Origin of the sequence: Saliniradius amylolyticus, assembly GCF_003143555.1 — a bacterium.
Lineage (GTDB): Bacteria > Pseudomonadota > Gammaproteobacteria > Enterobacterales > Alteromonadaceae > Saliniradius > Saliniradius amylolyticus.
Window position 1 is genome coordinate 702,803 of record NZ_CP029347.1, and the last position, 17,705, is coordinate 720,507.

The 17,705-nt window shown below is 53.0% G+C and carries 15 protein-coding genes; 13 read left to right on the forward strand and 2 right to left on the reverse strand.

The window, feature by feature from the left end; translation table 11 throughout:
- The first annotated feature begins 60 nt into the window (after nt 1-60).
- Together HMF8227_RS03380 and HMF8227_RS03385 are read left to right on the forward strand one after the other, a co-directional pair.
- Complete coding sequence (locus HMF8227_RS03380) at nt 61-1,287, forward strand: cyanophycinase (RefSeq protein ID WP_109338839.1); 1,227 nt, start codon at nt 61-63, stop codon at nt 1,285-1,287.
- Between the two features lie 18 nt (nt 1,288-1,305).
- On the forward strand, nt 1,306-2,376 hold the full coding sequence (locus HMF8227_RS03385; protein WP_204101026.1) for a transporter substrate-binding domain-containing protein: 1,071 nt from the start codon (nt 1,306-1,308) through the stop codon (nt 2,374-2,376).
- A gap of 46 nt (nt 2,377-2,422) precedes the next feature.
- Here the strand turns inward: HMF8227_RS03385 and HMF8227_RS03390 are convergent, their stop codons facing one another.
- A complete protein-coding gene (locus tag HMF8227_RS03390; protein WP_109338841.1) occupies nt 2,423-3,022 on the reverse strand; it encodes an NAD(P)H-dependent oxidoreductase in 600 nt (199 codons plus the stop codon).
- A gap of 124 nt (nt 3,023-3,146) precedes the next feature.
- On the opposite strand from HMF8227_RS03390, the gene HMF8227_RS03395 reads away from it, so the two are divergent.
- From HMF8227_RS03395 to HMF8227_RS03410, 4 genes are all read left to right on the forward strand, one after another.
- Nucleotides 3,147-3,476, forward strand: coding sequence for a winged helix-turn-helix transcriptional regulator (locus HMF8227_RS03395; RefSeq protein ID WP_109338842.1), 330 nt, complete (start codon nt 3,147-3,149; stop codon nt 3,474-3,476).
- A 36-nt stretch (nt 3,477-3,512) separates the two neighbouring features.
- Complete coding sequence (locus HMF8227_RS03400) at nt 3,513-5,261, forward strand: monovalent cation:proton antiporter-2 (CPA2) family protein (protein WP_109338843.1); 1,749 nt, start codon at nt 3,513-3,515, stop codon at nt 5,259-5,261.
- A gap of 26 nt (nt 5,262-5,287) precedes the next feature.
- A complete protein-coding gene (locus HMF8227_RS03405) occupies nt 5,288-5,494 on the forward strand; it encodes a DUF3185 family protein (RefSeq protein WP_109338844.1) in 207 nt (68 codons plus the stop codon).
- A gap of 167 nt (nt 5,495-5,661) precedes the next feature.
- Nucleotides 5,662-6,807: a DUF3083 family protein gene (locus HMF8227_RS03410; protein ID WP_109338845.1), complete on the forward strand. Its 1,146-nt coding sequence runs from the start codon at nt 5,662-5,664 to the stop codon at nt 6,805-6,807.
- Here HMF8227_RS03410 and HMF8227_RS03415 read toward each other — a convergent pair.
- Entirely contained in the window at nt 6,804-8,036 is a 1,233-nt protein-coding gene (locus tag HMF8227_RS03415; protein WP_109338846.1) for a hypothetical protein, read from the reverse strand. The genes HMF8227_RS03410 and HMF8227_RS03415 overlap by 4 nt on opposite strands.
- Nucleotides 8,037-8,128: 92 nt before the next feature.
- Here HMF8227_RS03415 and HMF8227_RS03420 point away from each other — a divergent pair, with 92 nt between their 5' ends.
- The 7 genes from HMF8227_RS03420 (at nt 8,129) to HMF8227_RS03450 (ending at nt 17,612) form a co-directional block, all read left to right on the forward strand.
- On the forward strand, nt 8,129-8,872 hold the full coding sequence (locus HMF8227_RS03420) for a hypothetical protein (protein ID WP_162558480.1): 744 nt from the start codon (nt 8,129-8,131) through the stop codon (nt 8,870-8,872).
- A 111-nt stretch (nt 8,873-8,983) separates the two neighbouring features.
- Nucleotides 8,984-11,080 (forward strand): TonB-dependent siderophore receptor, encoded by a 2,097-nt coding sequence (locus HMF8227_RS03425; RefSeq protein ID WP_239421186.1) that lies wholly within the window; start codon nt 8,984-8,986, stop codon nt 11,078-11,080.
- A 25-nt stretch (nt 11,081-11,105) separates the two neighbouring features.
- A complete protein-coding gene (locus HMF8227_RS03430; protein WP_109338849.1) occupies nt 11,106-12,296 on the forward strand; it encodes a PepSY-associated TM helix domain-containing protein in 1,191 nt (396 codons plus the stop codon).
- A 102-nt stretch (nt 12,297-12,398) separates the two neighbouring features.
- Complete coding sequence (locus HMF8227_RS03435; RefSeq protein ID WP_109338850.1) at nt 12,399-14,015, forward strand: methyl-accepting chemotaxis protein; 1,617 nt, start codon at nt 12,399-12,401, stop codon at nt 14,013-14,015.
- A 118-nt stretch (nt 14,016-14,133) separates the two neighbouring features.
- Nucleotides 14,134-15,666 carry a class I adenylate-forming enzyme family protein gene (locus tag HMF8227_RS03440; RefSeq protein ID WP_109338851.1) on the forward strand — a complete coding sequence of 511 codons (1,533 nt, stop codon included), beginning with the start codon at nt 14,134-14,136 and terminating at the stop codon, nt 15,664-15,666.
- A complete protein-coding gene (locus HMF8227_RS03445) occupies nt 15,663-16,817 on the forward strand; it encodes a thiolase domain-containing protein (RefSeq protein ID WP_109338852.1) in 1,155 nt (384 codons plus the stop codon). Before HMF8227_RS03440 ends, HMF8227_RS03445 begins: the two co-directional genes overlap by 4 nt.
- 9 nt (nt 16,818-16,826) lie before the next feature.
- Nucleotides 16,827-17,612 carry a 3-hydroxybutyrate dehydrogenase gene (locus tag HMF8227_RS03450; RefSeq protein ID WP_109338853.1) on the forward strand — a complete coding sequence of 262 codons (786 nt, stop codon included), beginning with the start codon at nt 16,827-16,829 and terminating at the stop codon, nt 17,610-17,612.
- Nucleotides 17,613-17,705 lie beyond the last annotated feature (93 nt).

The following is a 17,705-nucleotide window of genomic DNA, read 5'->3' on the forward strand; positions in this document are numbered from 1 at the left end:
TGGTATCGATCCTCGACTGTGATAAATGTTAAGGAACACACAACACAGCAGGACAATACAATGAAAAAATGGTTAACAGGTTTCTTGATGCTGGTGGCAAGTGCCGCCAGTGGAGCTTCTGATAAAGGCAGTCTGGTGATTGCCGGGGGCGCTATCAGTAGCAACAGCGTTGATATCCTCACCACCTTTGCCGATCTGGCGGGCGGCACAGACGCACGCATCGGAGTGGTACCCGCAGCGACCAGCTCAGTGGACAAGCAGTTTAAGCTGTTAGAGCAGATTTTCAGCGCTCACGGGGTTCCTGTTGAGCAAGTGGTATTGCTGCCACTGGCGGTGAAAGACGACAAAGACACCGAGGTGGATGAGTCCAGTTGGAAGCACAACGCAAAAGACCGGCAACTGGCTGATGCTATTGCTGAACTGAGCGCCATCTGGTTTATCGGTGGTGACCAGACTCTGATTACCCAGTCACTGCTTAATGAGGATGGTTCGGATACGCCGGTGCTTAAAGCCATGCGCACACTCTACGCCAATGGCGGCACTTTAGGGGGAACCAGTGCTGGAGCGGCGATTATGTCTCAGCTGATGATCGCCGGTGGTAATAGCCAGGGCGCCTTATTTGAGGGCTTTAAACAAGACTTCAGTAGCATGAATGAACAGGAGTATGGCCCTGTAGTGACCTCCAGAGGTTTGGGCTTTTTCACTAATGGCGTCATCGACCAGCACTTCGATCGCAAGGCTCGCCTGGGCCGTTTGATTGTCACCCTGCTAAACGATGATGCGAACATTGGCTACGGCGTCGATGAAGGCTCTGCCATGGTGGTTTCGGGCAATGGCTTTCAGGTTATCGGTGAAAGCGGCGTGACTGTGGTAGACACCCGAGACGTGTCCGACTTTAAACAGGGACGCTACCCCCTGAGTGTGAAAGGCATCCGTCTGAGCTTTGTTCAGTCCGGTGACAGCTATGACATGGCTGCGCATCAATACTATCCCAGAGACGGCGCCGCCGAGGTGGTGGGCAATGAATATTTTGATGTTCCGGCCCAGCACATTGCCGGCATTCTGAATGCCAACCGGGATCTGGACCAGTTTATCGGTTATAACCTGCTGGATAATCAGGCCACCGATACCGTTCACTCCTGGGTCAGGCAAAACGCTCAGGCCAAAATCAACCTGATCTTTACTCAGGATGCGCAAAGCCAGGGCTATTGGAGTCAGGATTTGACTGCCGACGTGTACAGTTTTACCAATGTCCGCCTGGATATTGTGCCGATGAAGGGTAATTAACCAAACAGGATGAGCATTATGAAGCAAGCGATTCAATGGGTACTGGCACTAGTGTGCCTCAGTCTGAGCCTGTCTTCTCAGGCGCAGACTGAAGAATTAGTGATCGGCACTAAGGTGGCTCCCCCGTTTGTTATTAAGGATGATAATGGCGATCTCAGTGGTATCAGTATTGAGTTGTGGCAGCAGGCGGCGACCGAGCTGGGACTAAAATATCGCTTCGAAGAAACGGATCTGGAAGGCTTGCTTGATGGTCTGAAACAAGGTCGTTTCGATGCCTCGGTTGCTGCGCTGACGGTGAATGCTAAGCGTGAGGCCGAGGTGGATTTTACCCATCCGTTCTATACCACAGGTCTGGCAATTGCGGTGCCTAAGGGCGACAGTGCGGCACTGGCAGCGGTGAAGGGACTGTTCTCCTGGGAGTTCTTCGCTGCCCTGGGCGGGCTCTGCGGACTCTTGTTATTGGTGGGCTTCATTCTGTGGTTGTTTGAGCGCAAAAAGAATACGGAGATGTTTGGTGGCTCGGCTGCCGAGGGGATCGGCGCCAGCTTCTGGTGGGCGGCTGTCACCATGACGACAGTCGGCTACGGTGATAAAGCGCCGACCACTTTAGGGGGGCGAATCGTTGGTTTTATATGGATGTTTGCTGCTATCATTCTGATCAGTAGTTTTACCGCCGCGATAGCGACCAGTCTGACGGTCAGTAAACTGGAAACCTCGGTACAAGGGGTGAAAGACTTACCCAATGTCAAAGTGGTAACCCTGGCGAATTCGGCCAGTGCTCACTATCTGGAGCGAAAGGGGGTGGGGCATGTTCGGCGTAGTAGCCTGGACGAAGCGTTAACCCCCATGACTCAGGGGCAGTTCGATGCTCTGGTTTACGATAAACCGATCCTCCAGTATGTGACGAAAGAACACTATCCCGGACAGGTTCAGATTCTGCCGGAGGTCATTGAGCGTCAGGACTACGCCATCGCGTTGCCGGAAAAGAGCCTGCTTCGTGAACCCCTGAATTACAAGCTACTGGAAATCATTGCAAGGGACGACTGGCAAGTCACCTTGCAACGCTACCTGGGGGATGACGCCCGTTAACCCCCGTTGTGCTCTAAGGCGCACCGCTTGTAGTGCGCCGCTCCCATCAGGCGAATGCCTTTAAGTGAGCATCGAAGCGTTCCAGGTCACTCTGAATATTAGGGTTTTTAAGCACATCAAAACTGGCAAAGGTGGGCAGAGCTGTCATACCGAAAAAGCGTAAATTCATATGCATCGGAAAAAATAGATCGTCTACGCTCTTACCCTCAAACAGGTACTGGTCTTTATCATCAAACGCTTCTTTCGGGGCGTTAAACGTCAGGGACAACATGTATCGAGTCGATGTTTGAGTGCCTCCTGAGCCATATTGGGCTTGAGGCGCCTGGCGGCTGCGTCCATCACCATTGCACAGTTCACCGCCCATTCCTGCGGTGTAGACTTCATCCATATATTTTTTAAAGAGCCAGGGCACCCCCATCCAGTTTACCGGCATCTGAATTAAGATCAGGTCGGCCCACTCGTGCAGTGCCAGTTGCTGCTCTATATCAAAGGGTTGCTCCATATAGTCCTGAAGGTGGACGTAACGCGTTTCTTTTTGCTGCGCAGCGAAATAGCTCATGGCCCTATCGGCAAAGCTCTGGTTTAACGTGCCTTCCGAAAAGCCGGGATAGACCTGGTGAGCATTAATGATCAGTACGTTTTGCATGATGACCTCTGGTTAACAATAAACAACAGGTGGAGAATGATCGCGATTAAAGTTACAATAATCAACCAGTTTACTTTTTGTAACCTTGCGGTCTAATCAGTAACTAACTGAATATTTTGGGTTTATGATGAGTGATAAAAAAATCCCCGTTTGCACAGAGCCTTGTCCTATCGAGCGCGGAATGCGGGTGATCGGGGGCAAGTGGAAAGGTTCTATTCTTTGGCATTTGCAGGATGGGCCCGTGCGCTTCAACGAACTGTCGCGACAATTGGGTGGTGCCAGCAAAAAGATGCTGGTACAACGGTTAACAGAGATGGAGCAGCAAGGCCTGGTAAAGCGAGAGGTCATCAGCGAGAGGCCCATTGCGGTGACCTATGAGATCACGGGTTTTGGCCGAACGGCTCTGGGAGTGCTTGAGCAATTAAAGGACTGGGCAATTGAATACGATATTTAGATTGGTCAGTTACGACACTTAGCAAAAGGAAACGGTATGAGCGCAATAGGCACGGGAATCGCATTATTAGGAGCGGCCGTGGTGGCGGTGCCAATTTTCAAAAAGCTCAAACTGGGGGCCATTCTGGGCTACTTGGTGGCGGGCTTGTTAATTGGCCCTGCGGTGCTGAACCTGGTCAGTGATCCCAAAACCTTGTTGCACACTGCTGAGCTTGGTGTGGTCTTGTTGCTATTTATTATCGGCCTGGAGCTCGAGCCTCAAAAACTGTGGCGGATGCGTAACCAAATTCTGTTGAGCGGTGGCGGGCAGCTGGTTATCACGGCGTTTGTCATTACCGCCGTACTCTATTTCGTACTGTCGCTGTCGTTGACTGTTAGTCTGGTGATAGGTCTGGCATTAGCGCTGTCTTCAACCGCCTTTGCCATCCAACTAATGAGTGAGCACCGCATCCTGAAAAACCCTCCGGGTCAGCAGGGCTTTAGTATGTTGCTGATGCAGGATCTGGCTGTGATACCCATTCTGCTATTAGTGGCTGAACTGGCTCCTGAGCAGGTGAGCGTGGCCCCAGCCTGGTGGGTGAGTTTACTGGCGATCATCGGCGTTCTGGCCGTGGGACGTTATCTGCTCAATCCTTTCTTACGTCTGGTGTCCAAATACGGCAGTGAAGAGGTTATGACCGCTGCCGCATTACTGATTGTGTTGGCCATCGCCATGTCGATGGCTGAGGCAGGGTTGTCTATGGGGATGGGCGCCTTCCTGGCCGGTATGCTGCTGGCTAATTCCAGCTTCAAACACCAGCTTGAGGCGGAGATCGAGCCTTTCAAAGGCTTGTTGTTGGGGATGTTCTTTATTGCTATCGGCATGAATCTGGATATCGGCTTGTTGGCGGCTCAGCCACTGATGATAACCGGACTTGCCGTTGCGCTGGTGGCGGTTAAGGGAGCGATCATTTTTGGCTTACTGAGAGCTAATGGTCAAAGCAATACGGACAGCGTTCGGATCGCTTTGATGTTGTCTCAGGGCGGTGAGTTTGCCTTCGTGGTGATGACTCAGGCCGCAGGCACTGACCTTATCCCTGCGGTGCTGGCGAATCAGGTAACGCTGGTGGTGGGCCTGTCTATGGCGTTAACCTCTCCGCTGGTCATCGCCCACAGCCAATGGTTTAGCACTAAAAACTGTCCCAAGGTCTACGACACTCAGCGGGACGCTGACGAACCGGCGGTGATCATTGCCGGTTTCGGGCGCTTCGGGCAGATCACCGGTCGTATTCTGACCGCCAATGGCATTCCTTTTACCGCGCTGGACAAAAGCGCCGAACATATTGAGCTTGTGAAGCACTTCGGCAATAAGACTTTCTATGGCGATGCAACCCGCATGGATCTGTTAAAACATGCCGGCATTGAGCATGCCCGAGTGCTATTAATTGCCATAGACGACGAGGAAGACACTATTACAGTAGCCGAACAAGTGCGTCATTCTTTCCCTCATGTGCGCATCGTGGCGCGGGCTCATAACCGCTTTACCGTGCGCCGGCTCTACAATCTGGGGGTTCATACCTCAATGCGGGAGTTATTCGGCAGCAGCCTGGATGCGGCCGATCAGGTATTGCAAGGATTTGGTATGAGTGAAGCCGAAGCCAAGAACCTAGTGCATACCTTCCGGGTGCATGACCAGGCCGCGTTAGAAAGCTCCTTAGAAGTGAGTGAGGATGAACTCATTCAGGAGGCGCAGCGTAACCGCGAGGAATTAGCGTCGTTGTTTAACAAGGATAAATCGGTATCATAAAAACGATCAGAAAAAGGAAAATAACCATGAATAAAACCGTGATAAAAGTGATTAGTCTGGTGCTGTTGGTAATCGGAGCAGGCCTGATTTATTGGGGCTACCAGCAAGCTGGCTCGGTCGAGTCCCAGGTCAGTGAAGCGCTGACCGGTGCCAAGACCGATGAAGTCATGCAAATGTATATCGGTGGTGCCGTGTGCCTGGTTGTGGGCTTGTTTATGTTCTTTCGTAGGTAAAGCGCTCACTGGTGCCTCCTGATTTTCATTCAGGGGGCGCCTGACATCATCGTTTCCTGACCCCTTAACGTGTCACCAAACCGTCGTGGTTTGTTCATCGGCTTGTCATGGCCGCTCCCTAGCATGTCTCTTGCACACAATTTATTGTATAACCGCAGAGGGACATCATGCTCACACAATATTCATCCCGCTCCTCGCTGACGCGCAAGCACAGTGCCGTCCATAAGGTCTACGTTCCGGCCAGCGCCCGCCAAAACCAATACTTACTGGTGGTGCTTAAGCTTGATGAAGCTATGTCGAATATGGCCCGACAGATGAATAAGGCCGACGGTGACTATGACGGTTTTTACCGATTTATTGGCAACGGTTTTCTCTCGCTGTGTCGCCAGCAGCAACTAAACAATGTGAGTTTTATCGCCAGGGATAAGCTGGTACGAGTGCGTTATGCTGAAGAGCCGCAAATGATAGAGACTCAGCAACAGCTGCTGTTCTTCTACAACCCGGCCCGGCACAGCGGTGTGCGGTCCATTTACGATCCTAACCAGCTATGCGACAAGCTGGAGTTCCTGTTTCTGGCCACCGGTGATGCGCTGCGCAACCAGGCTTCCAGCTTTCACCGGCAGGTGGTGGAACTGCTGCCGAAGCTGGCGGAAAGGCTGAATGTGACTGTGAGCCAGTTTAAACTCAAGGACCATCAGCATCTTACCTATGACATCTTCTCAGCCGCAAAAGGCGATAAGGCCACGAGGACCCATGGCTTTCGTCACTTGTCGGAGCGTTACCGTCAGCAGTCGATGTTATTACCGGCGACGGCCAACAGTCAGACTTTCGCTATTGCCAGATTGCCGGTTGATAACCGTATCCTGGCTCAGTTTGATTCCGTTCCTCAGGCAGAAGAACGATATAACCTCGTCTATACACGTATCTCGGAGGTGTTTTTCGCCGCCGCCAGGCAGTTTAACCTCAAGCACCTGGCGATCATTGCCAATGGCAAGATTCCCGTGGTGAGAGCAGCATCGGATGGCAGTTATATCAGGCCGGAAGGCGAATTACTGCACCTGGGCTTTGATACTGCCAATACCGGTGGTGACTATGTCAGCCAGTGGCACAATCAGCGATTAGCCGATTCGGTACAACTGGTGTTCTACGCCGCGGACACCGATATTAATCGCAAGGGGTATGGCCGATTTGTGAATCAGGTCAGCGATTGTCTGAAAATGGTCTGCCGTGAGCTGGGTTACCAAAATCAGCGCGATGCGGTCATGATGCGTTTCTACCAGCATCTGTCTTATTCTCTGCCGGAACGGAGTTAGAATCTCCAGGTGACACTGGCCGTCCACTGTCTTTGAGTGACATTGGGTGACCAGTTATACCACTGCTGACGGTTGGCCTGATAGGTATCCATCCACAGATATTCGAGCCCCAGCTGCCATTGTGGGGACAGTTGGTAGCGGTAATAGGCGGTGAAAGCGCGGCCATCGCCGTTATTGTCGTCATAGGGCGTGGCGTCCAGATCCTTAGTGATAAAACGTTCCAGTCTCAGGCTGGTAAGGTGGTCATCCTGTTTATAGGCCAGGGTGGTGTAAATGGCGCTAAAATCCACATCCACGATATCAGCGCCCATCAGGGTATTGCCGCTGATGCCTTGAGCCACCCATCGCCACTGCCCGTTAAAACGGTACTGCCAGGCCAGGCTGTGATAGCGGGTGTCCCAGGCATACTGTCCGCCCCGGCCCAGGACCAAGGGGTCGCCGTTGTTATCGTAATAGAAATACCGCAGTTTGCTCTGGCCGCGATAATCCCATTCGGCGCCCCAGTAGCTACCGATTCGATGATCAATTTCCCGGTAAGGTTCTACCCAGGCGGCCTGTTTTTCCAGTGGCATGCCCGGTCCTAAGGATGGGTAACGGGCAAAACCGAGTGTTTCGTTTAGCACACTCTGACGGTCATGTACCGCAAAGCCGCGCCAGGCCAGCAATGTGCCTAGGGTGTCATTGGCCTTAAACAGGGCTCCGGTCAGACTGAAGCTATGAGGGCTGCGGGCGCGCCTGCCGCCAAAGCTGACCCGGGCCTCAACACCTACGGTGCGCTGCTCTTCTGCCATCCAACTGTTCACGGCTGAAAAGCTGGTGCCGTAAGGCGATAACCAGCCCGTATCGACATTTTCAAAGGCCATTTCGGGATAAAACAGTCCGGCGCGGACTCTAAGCTGATAGTTGGGCGAGATTAAGGGGGTGTACTGGCCATATAGCTGACTAAAGTTAATGCTGTGATTCTGATCGGCGACGCCATTGAGCACGCCTTTCAGGCTGAGCCCAGAGCCAAGGTCCAGTTTGGTGGCGACAATCGCCTGACCCAGTTCCAGACCGTGAGTGTCGTCATAGCGGCTTTGCCCTGTGCCGCGGCGCATCCAGCTTTTCAGCCAGGGCTCAGAAGCATCGGCTTCCACCCAATGCCACTGCGCCAGCCCCTTGAGTTCGACCCGCGGAGAGGCGAGGCAAGGGAGCACGGTCAATAGCAGCAGTGTTATGAACAGGCGCATGGGGCGGTCCGTGTTGTTTGTGATACGTCCAGCATGATCCTTATCTTAGAAGCTGGTGAGCCCGTGTGTCGAGTAAAAGAGGCGATAAAACAATGCGATATATATGGATGCTGCTAGCTGCAGTCCTCTCTGGGCCCGTTGTCGCGCAGGGCTATTTGGTTAAGGGCTTGTCTCAGTTTTCTGCCTCTGAGCAGGCAATGCTACGGGCTTGGCTGGATAGTGGTGAGGCAGCCATGCATCGGTTGCTTGGCCCTTTACCCTTTGTCACCCATATTCATCTTTATCCGCGCCGGGGTGCTGAACCGGTGCCCTGGGCACACACCTGGAAAGGTGCCAGGAAAAGCCTGCACCTGTATGTCGATACGGACTTCGGCGCTAACGATTTTACTCATGACTGGACTTTGTACCATGAGTGGAGTCACTTGGCTTTACCCTACCTGGGGGAACAGCATCGCTGGTGGGCCGAGGGCTTTGCCAGCTATATGCAATATCATTTAATGGAGCAGGTAGGGGTGCTAAGGGGCAGCGCTGAGGGGCAGTTACAGCGGCGCTGGCGGCAATATCAGCACTATTTTCATTCCAACGAGCCCTTGGGGGTTCAGGCTCAAAGTCTGATTCAGCAGGGGCAATATCCACCTGCCTATTGGGCTGGTGCGCAGTACTTCATACGGGTACAGCAACGTTTGCCCCATAAGGACTTAATGTCACTTGTGGCGAAATATACTCGGGAACATTACAACGCCGCACACGGCCTGAAAAATGTGCTGGAAATACTAGATCGCCTGGCTGGAAAGCCAGTATTCAGTAATACCTATCGACAGATGACGGAGGGTTAGCATAGAGTTTTTATTTGCAAATAAGAATAATTATTATTAGCATGTGCGTCGAATTTCTCAACCTGGACACACACTATGTCGTATTCTTATTCTCGTCTTTGCGTCGCTGTTATGACGGCACTAAGCACGTTGTCTGCTCCTGTTTTAGCACAACAAACCGAATCCAATGCCCAATCCAAAGATGGCATTGAGAGAGTATCGGTATTGGGGCGTGCTACCCAGTTTTATCGTATGGATGAGTCGGCTATGGCCACCAAGACTCCGACGAATTTTATGGATATCCCGCAGTCGATACAGGTTCTTAGTGAGGAGCTGATTGAGGATCAAGCTGCACGACAGACGACGGATCTCTACCGGTCAATTTCCGGGGTATCTCAGTTCAGTTACTCAGGCGTAACGGCTCGCGGCTTTCGTCAGGACCAGGTGCGTTACGACGGTGTCCAGGGTGACCCCTACTCCGGTTTTTCCATTCCCCAGCTGTTTAACATCGAGCGAGTGGAAGTTTTAAAAGGTCCCTCCAGCATGTTGTACGGCGGCGGTGAGCCGGGCGCGTTGATTAATTATGTCACCAAAAAGCCAGAATTTGACGACAAAGTTGAAACCGCGCTATTTCTGGGTAACTACAGCCAGAAAGGGGCGTCGGTGGATGCCACCGGCTCCATGAGCGACAGCTCGGCGTTTCGTCTCGGCACCTTTTATCAGGACAGAGAAACCTTCCGCAAAAACACCGATGAACAGAACCTGCAATTATCTGCCAGCGCCACCTGGTTGGTGGGCAACAGGACGGATCTGACCCTGCAGTGGGATCATATCAACCAGGACTTGGGCGGACATCGTTTGCGTGGTGTGCCGGTAGACGATCAGGGCAACTTCCTGACCGACATCAGCTATAACGCCAACGAGCCGGGCGATTCGCAAAAGCTTAAGGCCGACGTGCTGCAGCTCATCTCCAATCATATGTTCGACAATGGCATGACTAACCGCACCATGGTGCGGGTGCTGGACAATGAACGGACTCAGCAATATCACGACAACCGTGGCTTACTGGACGATGGCCGCAGCATGATCCGCGAATACCGTGACCAGCTGCGTGAAAATCAGGAAGTCAGCCTGACCACCGACTTTGTCTATGAGACCGAGCTGGGCGGCCTTCAACACACCCTTCTGGTGGGCGGCGACGCCTTCCTAGTGGACTATCATTTCGAATACAAAGTAGGGCGCGGTGAGTCTTCCAATGTCCCTGACCTGGATATTCTAAACCCGCAATACGGCGCCGATCCTTCAAACTATTTGCTGACTAGCCGTCCGAATCGGGACAACGAGTTTGAGCGCTTTGGTTTTTATATCCAGGATCAGATTCACTTTAATAAAGAGTGGCTGGGGTTAGTAGGCGCTCGCTATGACAATTTTAAAGACGAGGTGCTGGGCGGTTCGGCTTATAGCGTCAGCGACAGTCAGTGGACACCTCGGGTTGGGGTGATTTACCAGCCAACGAGCGATACCTCGCTGTTTGCCAATATTACCCAGGGCTTTAATCCTCAGTCCACCGGCAGTCAGGCCAGCGCCGAACTGGATTCCGATTTTGGAGCTTTGCTTGAGCCGGAAGAGTCCCGTCAGTATGAAGTGGGCGTTAAAAACCAATGGTTGGATAACCGCATATTATCGACGCTAACCGCCTATGAAATCACTAAATCCAATGTCACCCTGGCTAATCCTGCCGATACCGGCTTTGGCGATGGTATTCCCTCGGTGACTCAGATTGGCGAGGTCACCAGTGAAGGCATAGAACTGGATGTAGTGGGGGATATTACCAAGAACTGGACAGGGACCTTTAACTACGCTTACAACGATACGGTGATCACCGGCGGCGGTGATGGCAGCATCCGTAACTCTGTGGGCAGCAAGTTTGCCAATGCACCTGAACATACGGTGGGTTTGTGGACCCGGTTTGATTTTCCTGCCATTGCCTCGGCGTTTTCCTTCGGTATGGAATACGTGGGTGAGCGTATTAGCCTGAGCGATCAGGTGGTGCAGTCTTACACGGTTTGGGATGCCAGCTGGCGCAGTGAGATTCAGGGTTTTGACCTACAGATCAATGTACGTAACCTGTTCGACAAGGAATATGCCTCCAGTGGATTTAGTGCCCACAACGGCCATTTCCCAGGTGAGCCGAGGACGGTATTGGTGCAGCTCAGTAGAACTTTTTAATTTCCTCTGACGTTAAGGTGAACCGTTGAACAGGGCAAAGTGGTATCAATGGCATAGCTGGGTAGGGCTGAAACTGGCCATCCTGATCTGCTTTGTGCTGGTCACGGGCACTTTCGCTACGGTTTCTCACGAATTGGACTGGTTGACCAATCCGGCTATGCGAGTCAGCCAAATTGAGAACAATAGCGTTAACTGGAGCGCGATTTACTCAGCGGCAAGAGCACAAGATCCGCAGGCGCAAATTGAAGCCATCAATGGCCCTGTCGATCCCTGGTTCGCCGCCGAGGTGGTTTACCGCTTGCCCGATGGCAACCGGGGTCGTTGGTTTTTTCATCCCGAGACCGCTCAATTTCAGGGGCAGGGCCGTTGGTATAACTGGCAGCGCTTTTTTCGCATGACTCACCGGCACCTGATGATGCCTATCCCCATAGGGGTCACCCTGGTATCGCTGACGGCGCTTTTAATGCTGACTTCGCTGGTTACCGGCCTCGGATTGCATAAGAAGTGGTGGAAAGGATTGTGGCGGTTGCCGCGACGCAACAATGCCAAAGTGTTCTGGGGCGACCTGCATCGCTTACTGGGTCTCTGGGGTAGTTGGTTGTTATTGCTTCTCTGCGTCACCGGCATTTGGTATTTGCTAGAGCAGTGGGGATTGAGGGCTGACTATCCGGACGATGGCCGACCTGTTACTGAACTTGCCAAAGAGCAGAGGGTATTGCCTCGGCCCGAGGTGTTCGCATTGATGTTGAGGGAGCTTGGTCAGCAGCGCCCGGATATGCGTATTGGGAGGGTGTTGATGCCCTTCGCTATGGACAGAGGTGTGCGTATTGAAGGGCAGGCCGGACAGTTACTGGTGCGCGACAGGGCCAACAATATGGTGTTCGACCCGGTCAGTGGTGCCGCATTATCCAGTCGTTACGGCGGAGAGCTTGGATTGCATGTGCGCATTTCCGAAGCCGCCGATCCCTTACACTTTGGTACTTTTGGTGGCCTACCCACCAAGATTCTGTACTTTGTGTTTGGTGCTGTATTGAGCACTCTGGCGCTAAGTGGAACCTATATTTATGGCATGCGAGCGGCACGGATCTCACGACGCAGTGACAAACCGATTAGCCAAAGCTGGTCTGCGACCTGGCAAGGGATGGGAGGCTGGCGCTGGGTAACGGTGGGGCTGTTGTTCGTATTTCTGATGTTGATACCCACCTCCTTTGCGTGACCCAGATGATGATCTTTGTCCCACTGAGAGCGTAGAACACCTGTACATTATGTTTGGTTGTGGCGAGGCGCTGTTCCTCGTTACGTTTGACCGGGGAATATTATGATCTTTACCCACCGCCGCCAGCTCACGCTATTAAAAACACTGATTCAGAATGCTCAGCAGGCCGCTATCCTGATTCAGGGGGATAGCCATATTCTTGCAGCAAACACCGCTGCCATGCAGCTGCTGCAGTTGCCGCAAGAGGCCAATGGTCCCAAAGGCCTGCATCACACAGTAGACGGCCAGTCACTGAGTGCCTTGTTAAAAGGCCGCGAAGAAGTTTGTCTCGGAGAACAGCAGCAATATTGTCGGGTTACTCAATCCCAGGTGCTTGAGGGGAATCAAAGTCTGGGGTTGTACTTCCTGGAGCCATCCGGTGTATCGCGTGTCGACGAGCAGCTTTATCGCAGCGTGCTGGATGAATTACAGGAAGCGGTTGTGGTTATGGATGAATCGGAGCACGTGATAGTCGCAAACCAGCGGGCGCTTGAACTTTTCCAGAGTCACGATCCTCAGGAGCTCAAAGCTCGACTGCCCGGATATATTAAAGACATGCAGCCCGATGCGCCGTTGTCGATCAATGTGAACGGTGAAGAGCGGGTATTAAGCTTTAACCCCCGGACTGTGAATCTGGATAACGGTAACTATACTGCCGTGGTGATCCGCGACGTGACCCGAGAGGCAAGGAAGACTCAGGAGCTATCTTTGCTTTCTACGGTAGTCAGTAATACCAGTACATCGGTGTTGATCACTGACCCTCATGGCGGCATTCAGTATGTGAATCCGGGCTTCGAGTCGCTAACCGGCTATTCGTTGGACGAAGTGCGCGGTAAGAAACCGGGCAGCTTTTTACAAGGCGATGGAACGGATCCAGAAACCGTGAAACGCATTGCTGCCAAAATTAAGAATCGCGAGCCCTTCTATGAAGAAATCCTGAACTACGATCGCAACGGTGTGCCTTATTGGATCATTCTGGCGGTGAATCCCACCTATGACGAAAGCGGTAACCATACCGGCTTTGTAGGGGTAAGTTCGGACATCCGTGAAATCAAGCAGCAGAGTCTGAAGCAACTCAATCAGATGGAAGCCATCGACGGACATTCAGCGGTCATCGAATTTGATCCTCAGGGGCAAGTTATTCGCTGCAATCAACACTGTCTGGAACAGACCAGTCACGGTGACAGCCAGCGGTTTTCCAAGGCTGTTAAGAATCTGTTTGAATTCACCGAGTCCGAGGTGGCCGAGCGGATCCGTCAGGGGCGCTCCGAACAGGTGGTGTTGAAGATTCCCGACGGCGACTCCCAGGTGGTGCTGGATTGTATCGTTTCACCACTGAAAGACTTCGACGGCAATGTGGAGAAGTTTGTGGTCTATGGCAACAACGTGTCCGAGCGTAACCAGCTGATAGAGAATACCCACAGTGCCATGTCGCAAGTACTGGATCGCATACAGGGTATTGTGACCTCTATAAACGGGGTCTCAGAGCAGACCAATTTGCTGGCGCTGAATGCGGCTATCGAGGCGGCCCGTGCCGGTGAAGCTGGCCGGGGCTTTGCCGTGGTCGCCGATGAAGTACGCACCCTGGCTCATAACTCTAATGAGGCTGCGGACAAGATCGGTGAACTGATTAACGAAACTAAGACTCACGTTCAGGATCTGTCGACCTTCTTAAATTAGTCCCATCAGGCCGTCATAGCACGGCCTTCCCTCTTCAAACTTATAGCACTATGGTACTAAGGGCGTAGCAGCCTGTTTGAGGTAGGCTAGACTCATTCGGTTAGCCTGAGTTTTGCCTATGAATATTGCCCGGTTACTCTGTGAGTCTGGGGACACCTATGCCCATCGTCCGGCGGTGACCCTTGGCACTCATACCCAACAAACCTATGCTCAACTTGCCAGACACAGTGCCGTTATGGCCGGTCAGTTGCGAGCTCTTGGTCTGCAACCTGGCGATAGGGTGGCGATCATTAGCGCCAACTGCCCCGAGTACGTGCAGCTCTATTTTGCCATATGGCATGCCGGGTTGGTGGTGGTGCCGGTTAATGCCAAGCTCCATGCCAGTGATTTCAGCTACATTCTAAAACACAGTGGGGCCCGGGCTGTGTTTGTCAGCAACAAACTGGCCGATGTTGTTTGTGTTGTCGAGGGGCCGGAGTATCGCTTTGTCATTGGCAGCGAAGATTATCAGGCCCTAAACCAGGGCCAGCCGTTGGAATTAGTCTCACGCGCCGGTGATGAGCCGGCCTGGTTGTTTTACACCAGTGGCACCACTGGCAGACCTAAAGGGGCGATGCAAAGTCACCGTAACCTGCTGACCATGACCCAGTGCTACTTTTCCGATGTTGATAGCATCCAACCGGGGGATGCCGTGTTTCACCCGGCGCCCATGTCCCACGGTGGTGGCTATTATATTCTGCCACACATCGCTCACGGCGGTGTCAATGTGGTGCCAAAAAGTGGCGGCTTTGATCCTGAAGAATTGATGGCGCTGATGCCTCACTATCAGCAAATATCCTTTTTCGCTGCGCCCACGATGGTGAAACGATTGGTGGAATCAGCCAAGGGCAACGCTTCGGCCTTTAAAAACCTAAAAACCATTATTTATGGTGGCGGCCCTATGTATCAGCGAGACTTAACGGCCGCGCACGATCTTCTGGGCTACCGGCTGGCGCAGATTTACGGTCAGGGTGAATGTCCCATGAGCATTACCGCATTGCCGAAATACCTGCACGCTGACTCTCAGCAGCCTAATTATCGAGAACGTATGGCCTCAGTAGGCAAGCCGATGCTGGGCATTGAACTGCGCTTGGCCGACGAGCAGGGTAATGAAGTGGATCCGGGTGAACCAGGGGAGATACAGGTGCGTGGCAGCGCAGTGATGCTGGGCTATTTCAATAACCCAGAGGCAACGGAAGACACCATCGTCGATGGTTGGCTTAGGACCGGCGATATGGCCAAGCGATGTGGTGACGGTTTTATCACTCTGGTGGACCGAGCCAAGGACGTGATCATCAGTGGGGGGACCAATATCTACCCGCGTGAGATTGAAGAAGTACTGAATCAGCACCCCCAGGTACTGGAGAGTTCAGTGATTGGCAAGGAGGATCCAGACTGGGGGGAAATTGTGGTGGCTGTTGTGGTCACTCAGCCAGGGCAGTTGCTGAGCGAACAGCAGCTGGATGAATATTGCCTGGACACCATGGCCCGTTTTAAACGGCCCAAGCACTATATTTTTACCGACCAACTACCGAAGAACAGCACCGGTAAGATCCTGAAAACCGAGTTGCGCCGTCAGTTTGCCGCTTCTGAACAGGAGAATGTCCAATGAGACTCACCCGAACCGGCATCAAGGGCTGGGGCCATACGCCTTTTGGCAAGCACGAAAAGAGTCTGGAAGCCTTGATGGTGGACGCTATTGATGAGGCTTTAAAGCATGCTCAAGTGGACGGGCAGGATATTGATCAGGTGTTTCTGGGCCATTTTAACGCTGGTTTTTGTGAGCAGGATTTTACCGCCTCCTTGGTATTACAGCATCCGTCTTTAGCACGCTTTATGCCCGTTACCCGGTTGGAGAATGCCTGTGCTACCGGCAGTGCGGCGGTTCACGCAGCCGCTAAAGCCATCGAAAGTGGCGAGTCCACACGGGTGCTGGTGGTGGGCGCAGAGAAAATGACCCATCGACCCGGCGCTGAGGTGGGGCGCATTCTGGCTAGGGCGAGCTATGTGGCGGAGGAGTCGGCATATGGAAGCTTTGCCGATGTCTTTGCGTATATTGCCCGGCAATACGAAGAAAAATTTGGCGATGCCAGCGAGGCTCGGGCACTGATTGCGGCTAAGAATCATGCCAATGGGCTGAAAAATCCTCTGGCCCATCTGCAAAAAGCGCTCGATGTGGGCTTTTGTCGGCAGGTTTCGGAGAAAAATCCTCGAGTTAGTGAACCCTTGCTTCGGTCAGACTGTTCGCCGATATCTGACGGTGCGGTGGCAATGGTGTTGTCTGATGCTTCCGATTGCACCGTGGCGATCAAGGCACTGGCCCAGGCGAGCGACTATCTGCCTATGAGTCGCCGGGATATGAGTGAGTTGGCTGGATGTCGCCGGGTTTGGCAACAGGGGCTAGGCGATGCCGAATGGTCATTAGATGACCTGGATCTGGTGGAAACCCATGACTGCTTCACCATAGCCGAGTTGATGCAATACGAAGCCATGGGACTGACGCCAACCGGCCAGGGCTTGAGAGCCCTGCAAGAAGGTTGGGTCTATCCGGACGGTAAGTTACCGGTGAATGTGTCTGGCGGTCTTAAGGCCAAAGGTCATCCCATTGGGGCGACCGGTGTGTCGATGCATGTGATGGCCGCTCGCCAATTAGCCGGCGAGGCAGACGATATGCAACTTTCCAGTGCCAACCGGGCTGGAGTATTTAATATGGGCGGCACGGCGGTGGCCAACTATGTGTCGCTGCTAGAGCGAATCGAATAGGAGAACAACATGACGTTAAAAGGCAAAGTGGCTGTGATCACCGGCTCCACCAGTGGCATTGGTTTAGCCACGGCCAGGGTGCTGGCACAAAACGGGGCCGATATTATGTTGCATGGCTTGATGAGTCAGCAGGATGGCGAGGCGCTGGCGAGCGAACTGGCCAGTGAGTTTGGCGTTAAGGTTTGTTTTGACGATGCGGATATGCGCGACCCGGCGGCCACCAAGGCCCTGTTGGAACGTACGGTGGCCAAGTTGGGTTCGGTGGATATTCTGGTGAATAACGCCGGTATCCAGCATACCGAGACGGTGGACAATTTCCCGGAACAAAAATGGCATGACATCATCGCCATTAATTTAAGTGCTGCTTTCTTCACGACACAAAAGGCCTTGCCGGTGATGAAGAAAAAAGGCTGGGGGCGGATTGTGAATATCGCCTCGGTGCATGGCCTGGTAGGCTCGGTGAAAAAGTCGGCCTATTGTGCGGCAAAACATGGCATCGTGGGGCTGACCAAGGTTACGGCGCTGGAAAATGCTGATCAGGGTATTACCGTTAATGCCATCTGCCCCGGATGGGTGAATACGCCAATCCTACAGGCGCAGGTGGATGATATGGCGGCCAGTAAAGGTATTGATAAGGAGACCGCTAAGCGGGCGCTGGTCACCACCAAGCAGCCACTGCCAGAGATGATGGAGCCCTCGCAAATTGGCGAGCTGATCCTGTTTTTATGCTCTGACGCGGCCCGCTCAATTACTGGAGCCAGCCTGCCTATCGACGGCGCCTGGACCGCTCAGTAAATCATCGCTGATAGTTCCATATGCTGGTCACGCCGGTCTCCGAGCCGGTGTCCAGCTCAAGCGCAGTGACTCCAAAGCTAAGATCCCACACCG

Bases quoted from the DNA above. Each gene is read 5' to 3' on its own strand.
- HMF8227_RS03380 (WP_109338839.1), top strand. From the start codon at position 61: ATGAAAAAATGGTTAACAGGTTTCTTGATGCTGGTGGCAAGTGCCGCC.
- HMF8227_RS03385 (WP_204101026.1), top strand. From the start codon at position 1,306: ATGAAGCAAGCGATTCAATGGGTACTGGCACTAGTGTGCCTCAGTCTG.
- HMF8227_RS03390 (WP_109338841.1), bottom strand. From the start codon at position 3,022: ATGCAAAACGTACTGATCATTAATGCTCACCAGGTCTATCCCGGCTTT.
- HMF8227_RS03395 (WP_109338842.1), top strand. From the start codon at position 3,147: ATGATGAGTGATAAAAAAATCCCCGTTTGCACAGAGCCTTGTCCTATC.
- HMF8227_RS03400 (WP_109338843.1), top strand. From the start codon at position 3,513: ATGAGCGCAATAGGCACGGGAATCGCATTATTAGGAGCGGCCGTGGTG.
- HMF8227_RS03405 (WP_109338844.1), top strand. From the start codon at position 5,288: ATGAATAAAACCGTGATAAAAGTGATTAGTCTGGTGCTGTTGGTAATC.
- HMF8227_RS03410 (WP_109338845.1), top strand. From the start codon at position 5,662: ATGCTCACACAATATTCATCCCGCTCCTCGCTGACGCGCAAGCACAGT.
- HMF8227_RS03415 (WP_109338846.1), bottom strand. From the start codon at position 8,036: ATGCGCCTGTTCATAACACTGCTGCTATTGACCGTGCTCCCTTGCCTC.
- HMF8227_RS03420 (WP_162558480.1), top strand. From the start codon at position 8,129: ATGCGATATATATGGATGCTGCTAGCTGCAGTCCTCTCTGGGCCCGTT.
- HMF8227_RS03425 (WP_239421186.1), top strand. From the start codon at position 8,984: ATGACGGCACTAAGCACGTTGTCTGCTCCTGTTTTAGCACAACAAACC.
- HMF8227_RS03435 (WP_109338850.1), top strand. From the start codon at position 12,399: ATGATCTTTACCCACCGCCGCCAGCTCACGCTATTAAAAACACTGATT.
- HMF8227_RS03440 (WP_109338851.1), top strand. From the start codon at position 14,134: ATGAATATTGCCCGGTTACTCTGTGAGTCTGGGGACACCTATGCCCAT.
- HMF8227_RS03445 (WP_109338852.1), top strand. From the start codon at position 15,663: ATGAGACTCACCCGAACCGGCATCAAGGGCTGGGGCCATACGCCTTTT.
- HMF8227_RS03450 (WP_109338853.1), top strand. From the start codon at position 16,827: ATGACGTTAAAAGGCAAAGTGGCTGTGATCACCGGCTCCACCAGTGGC.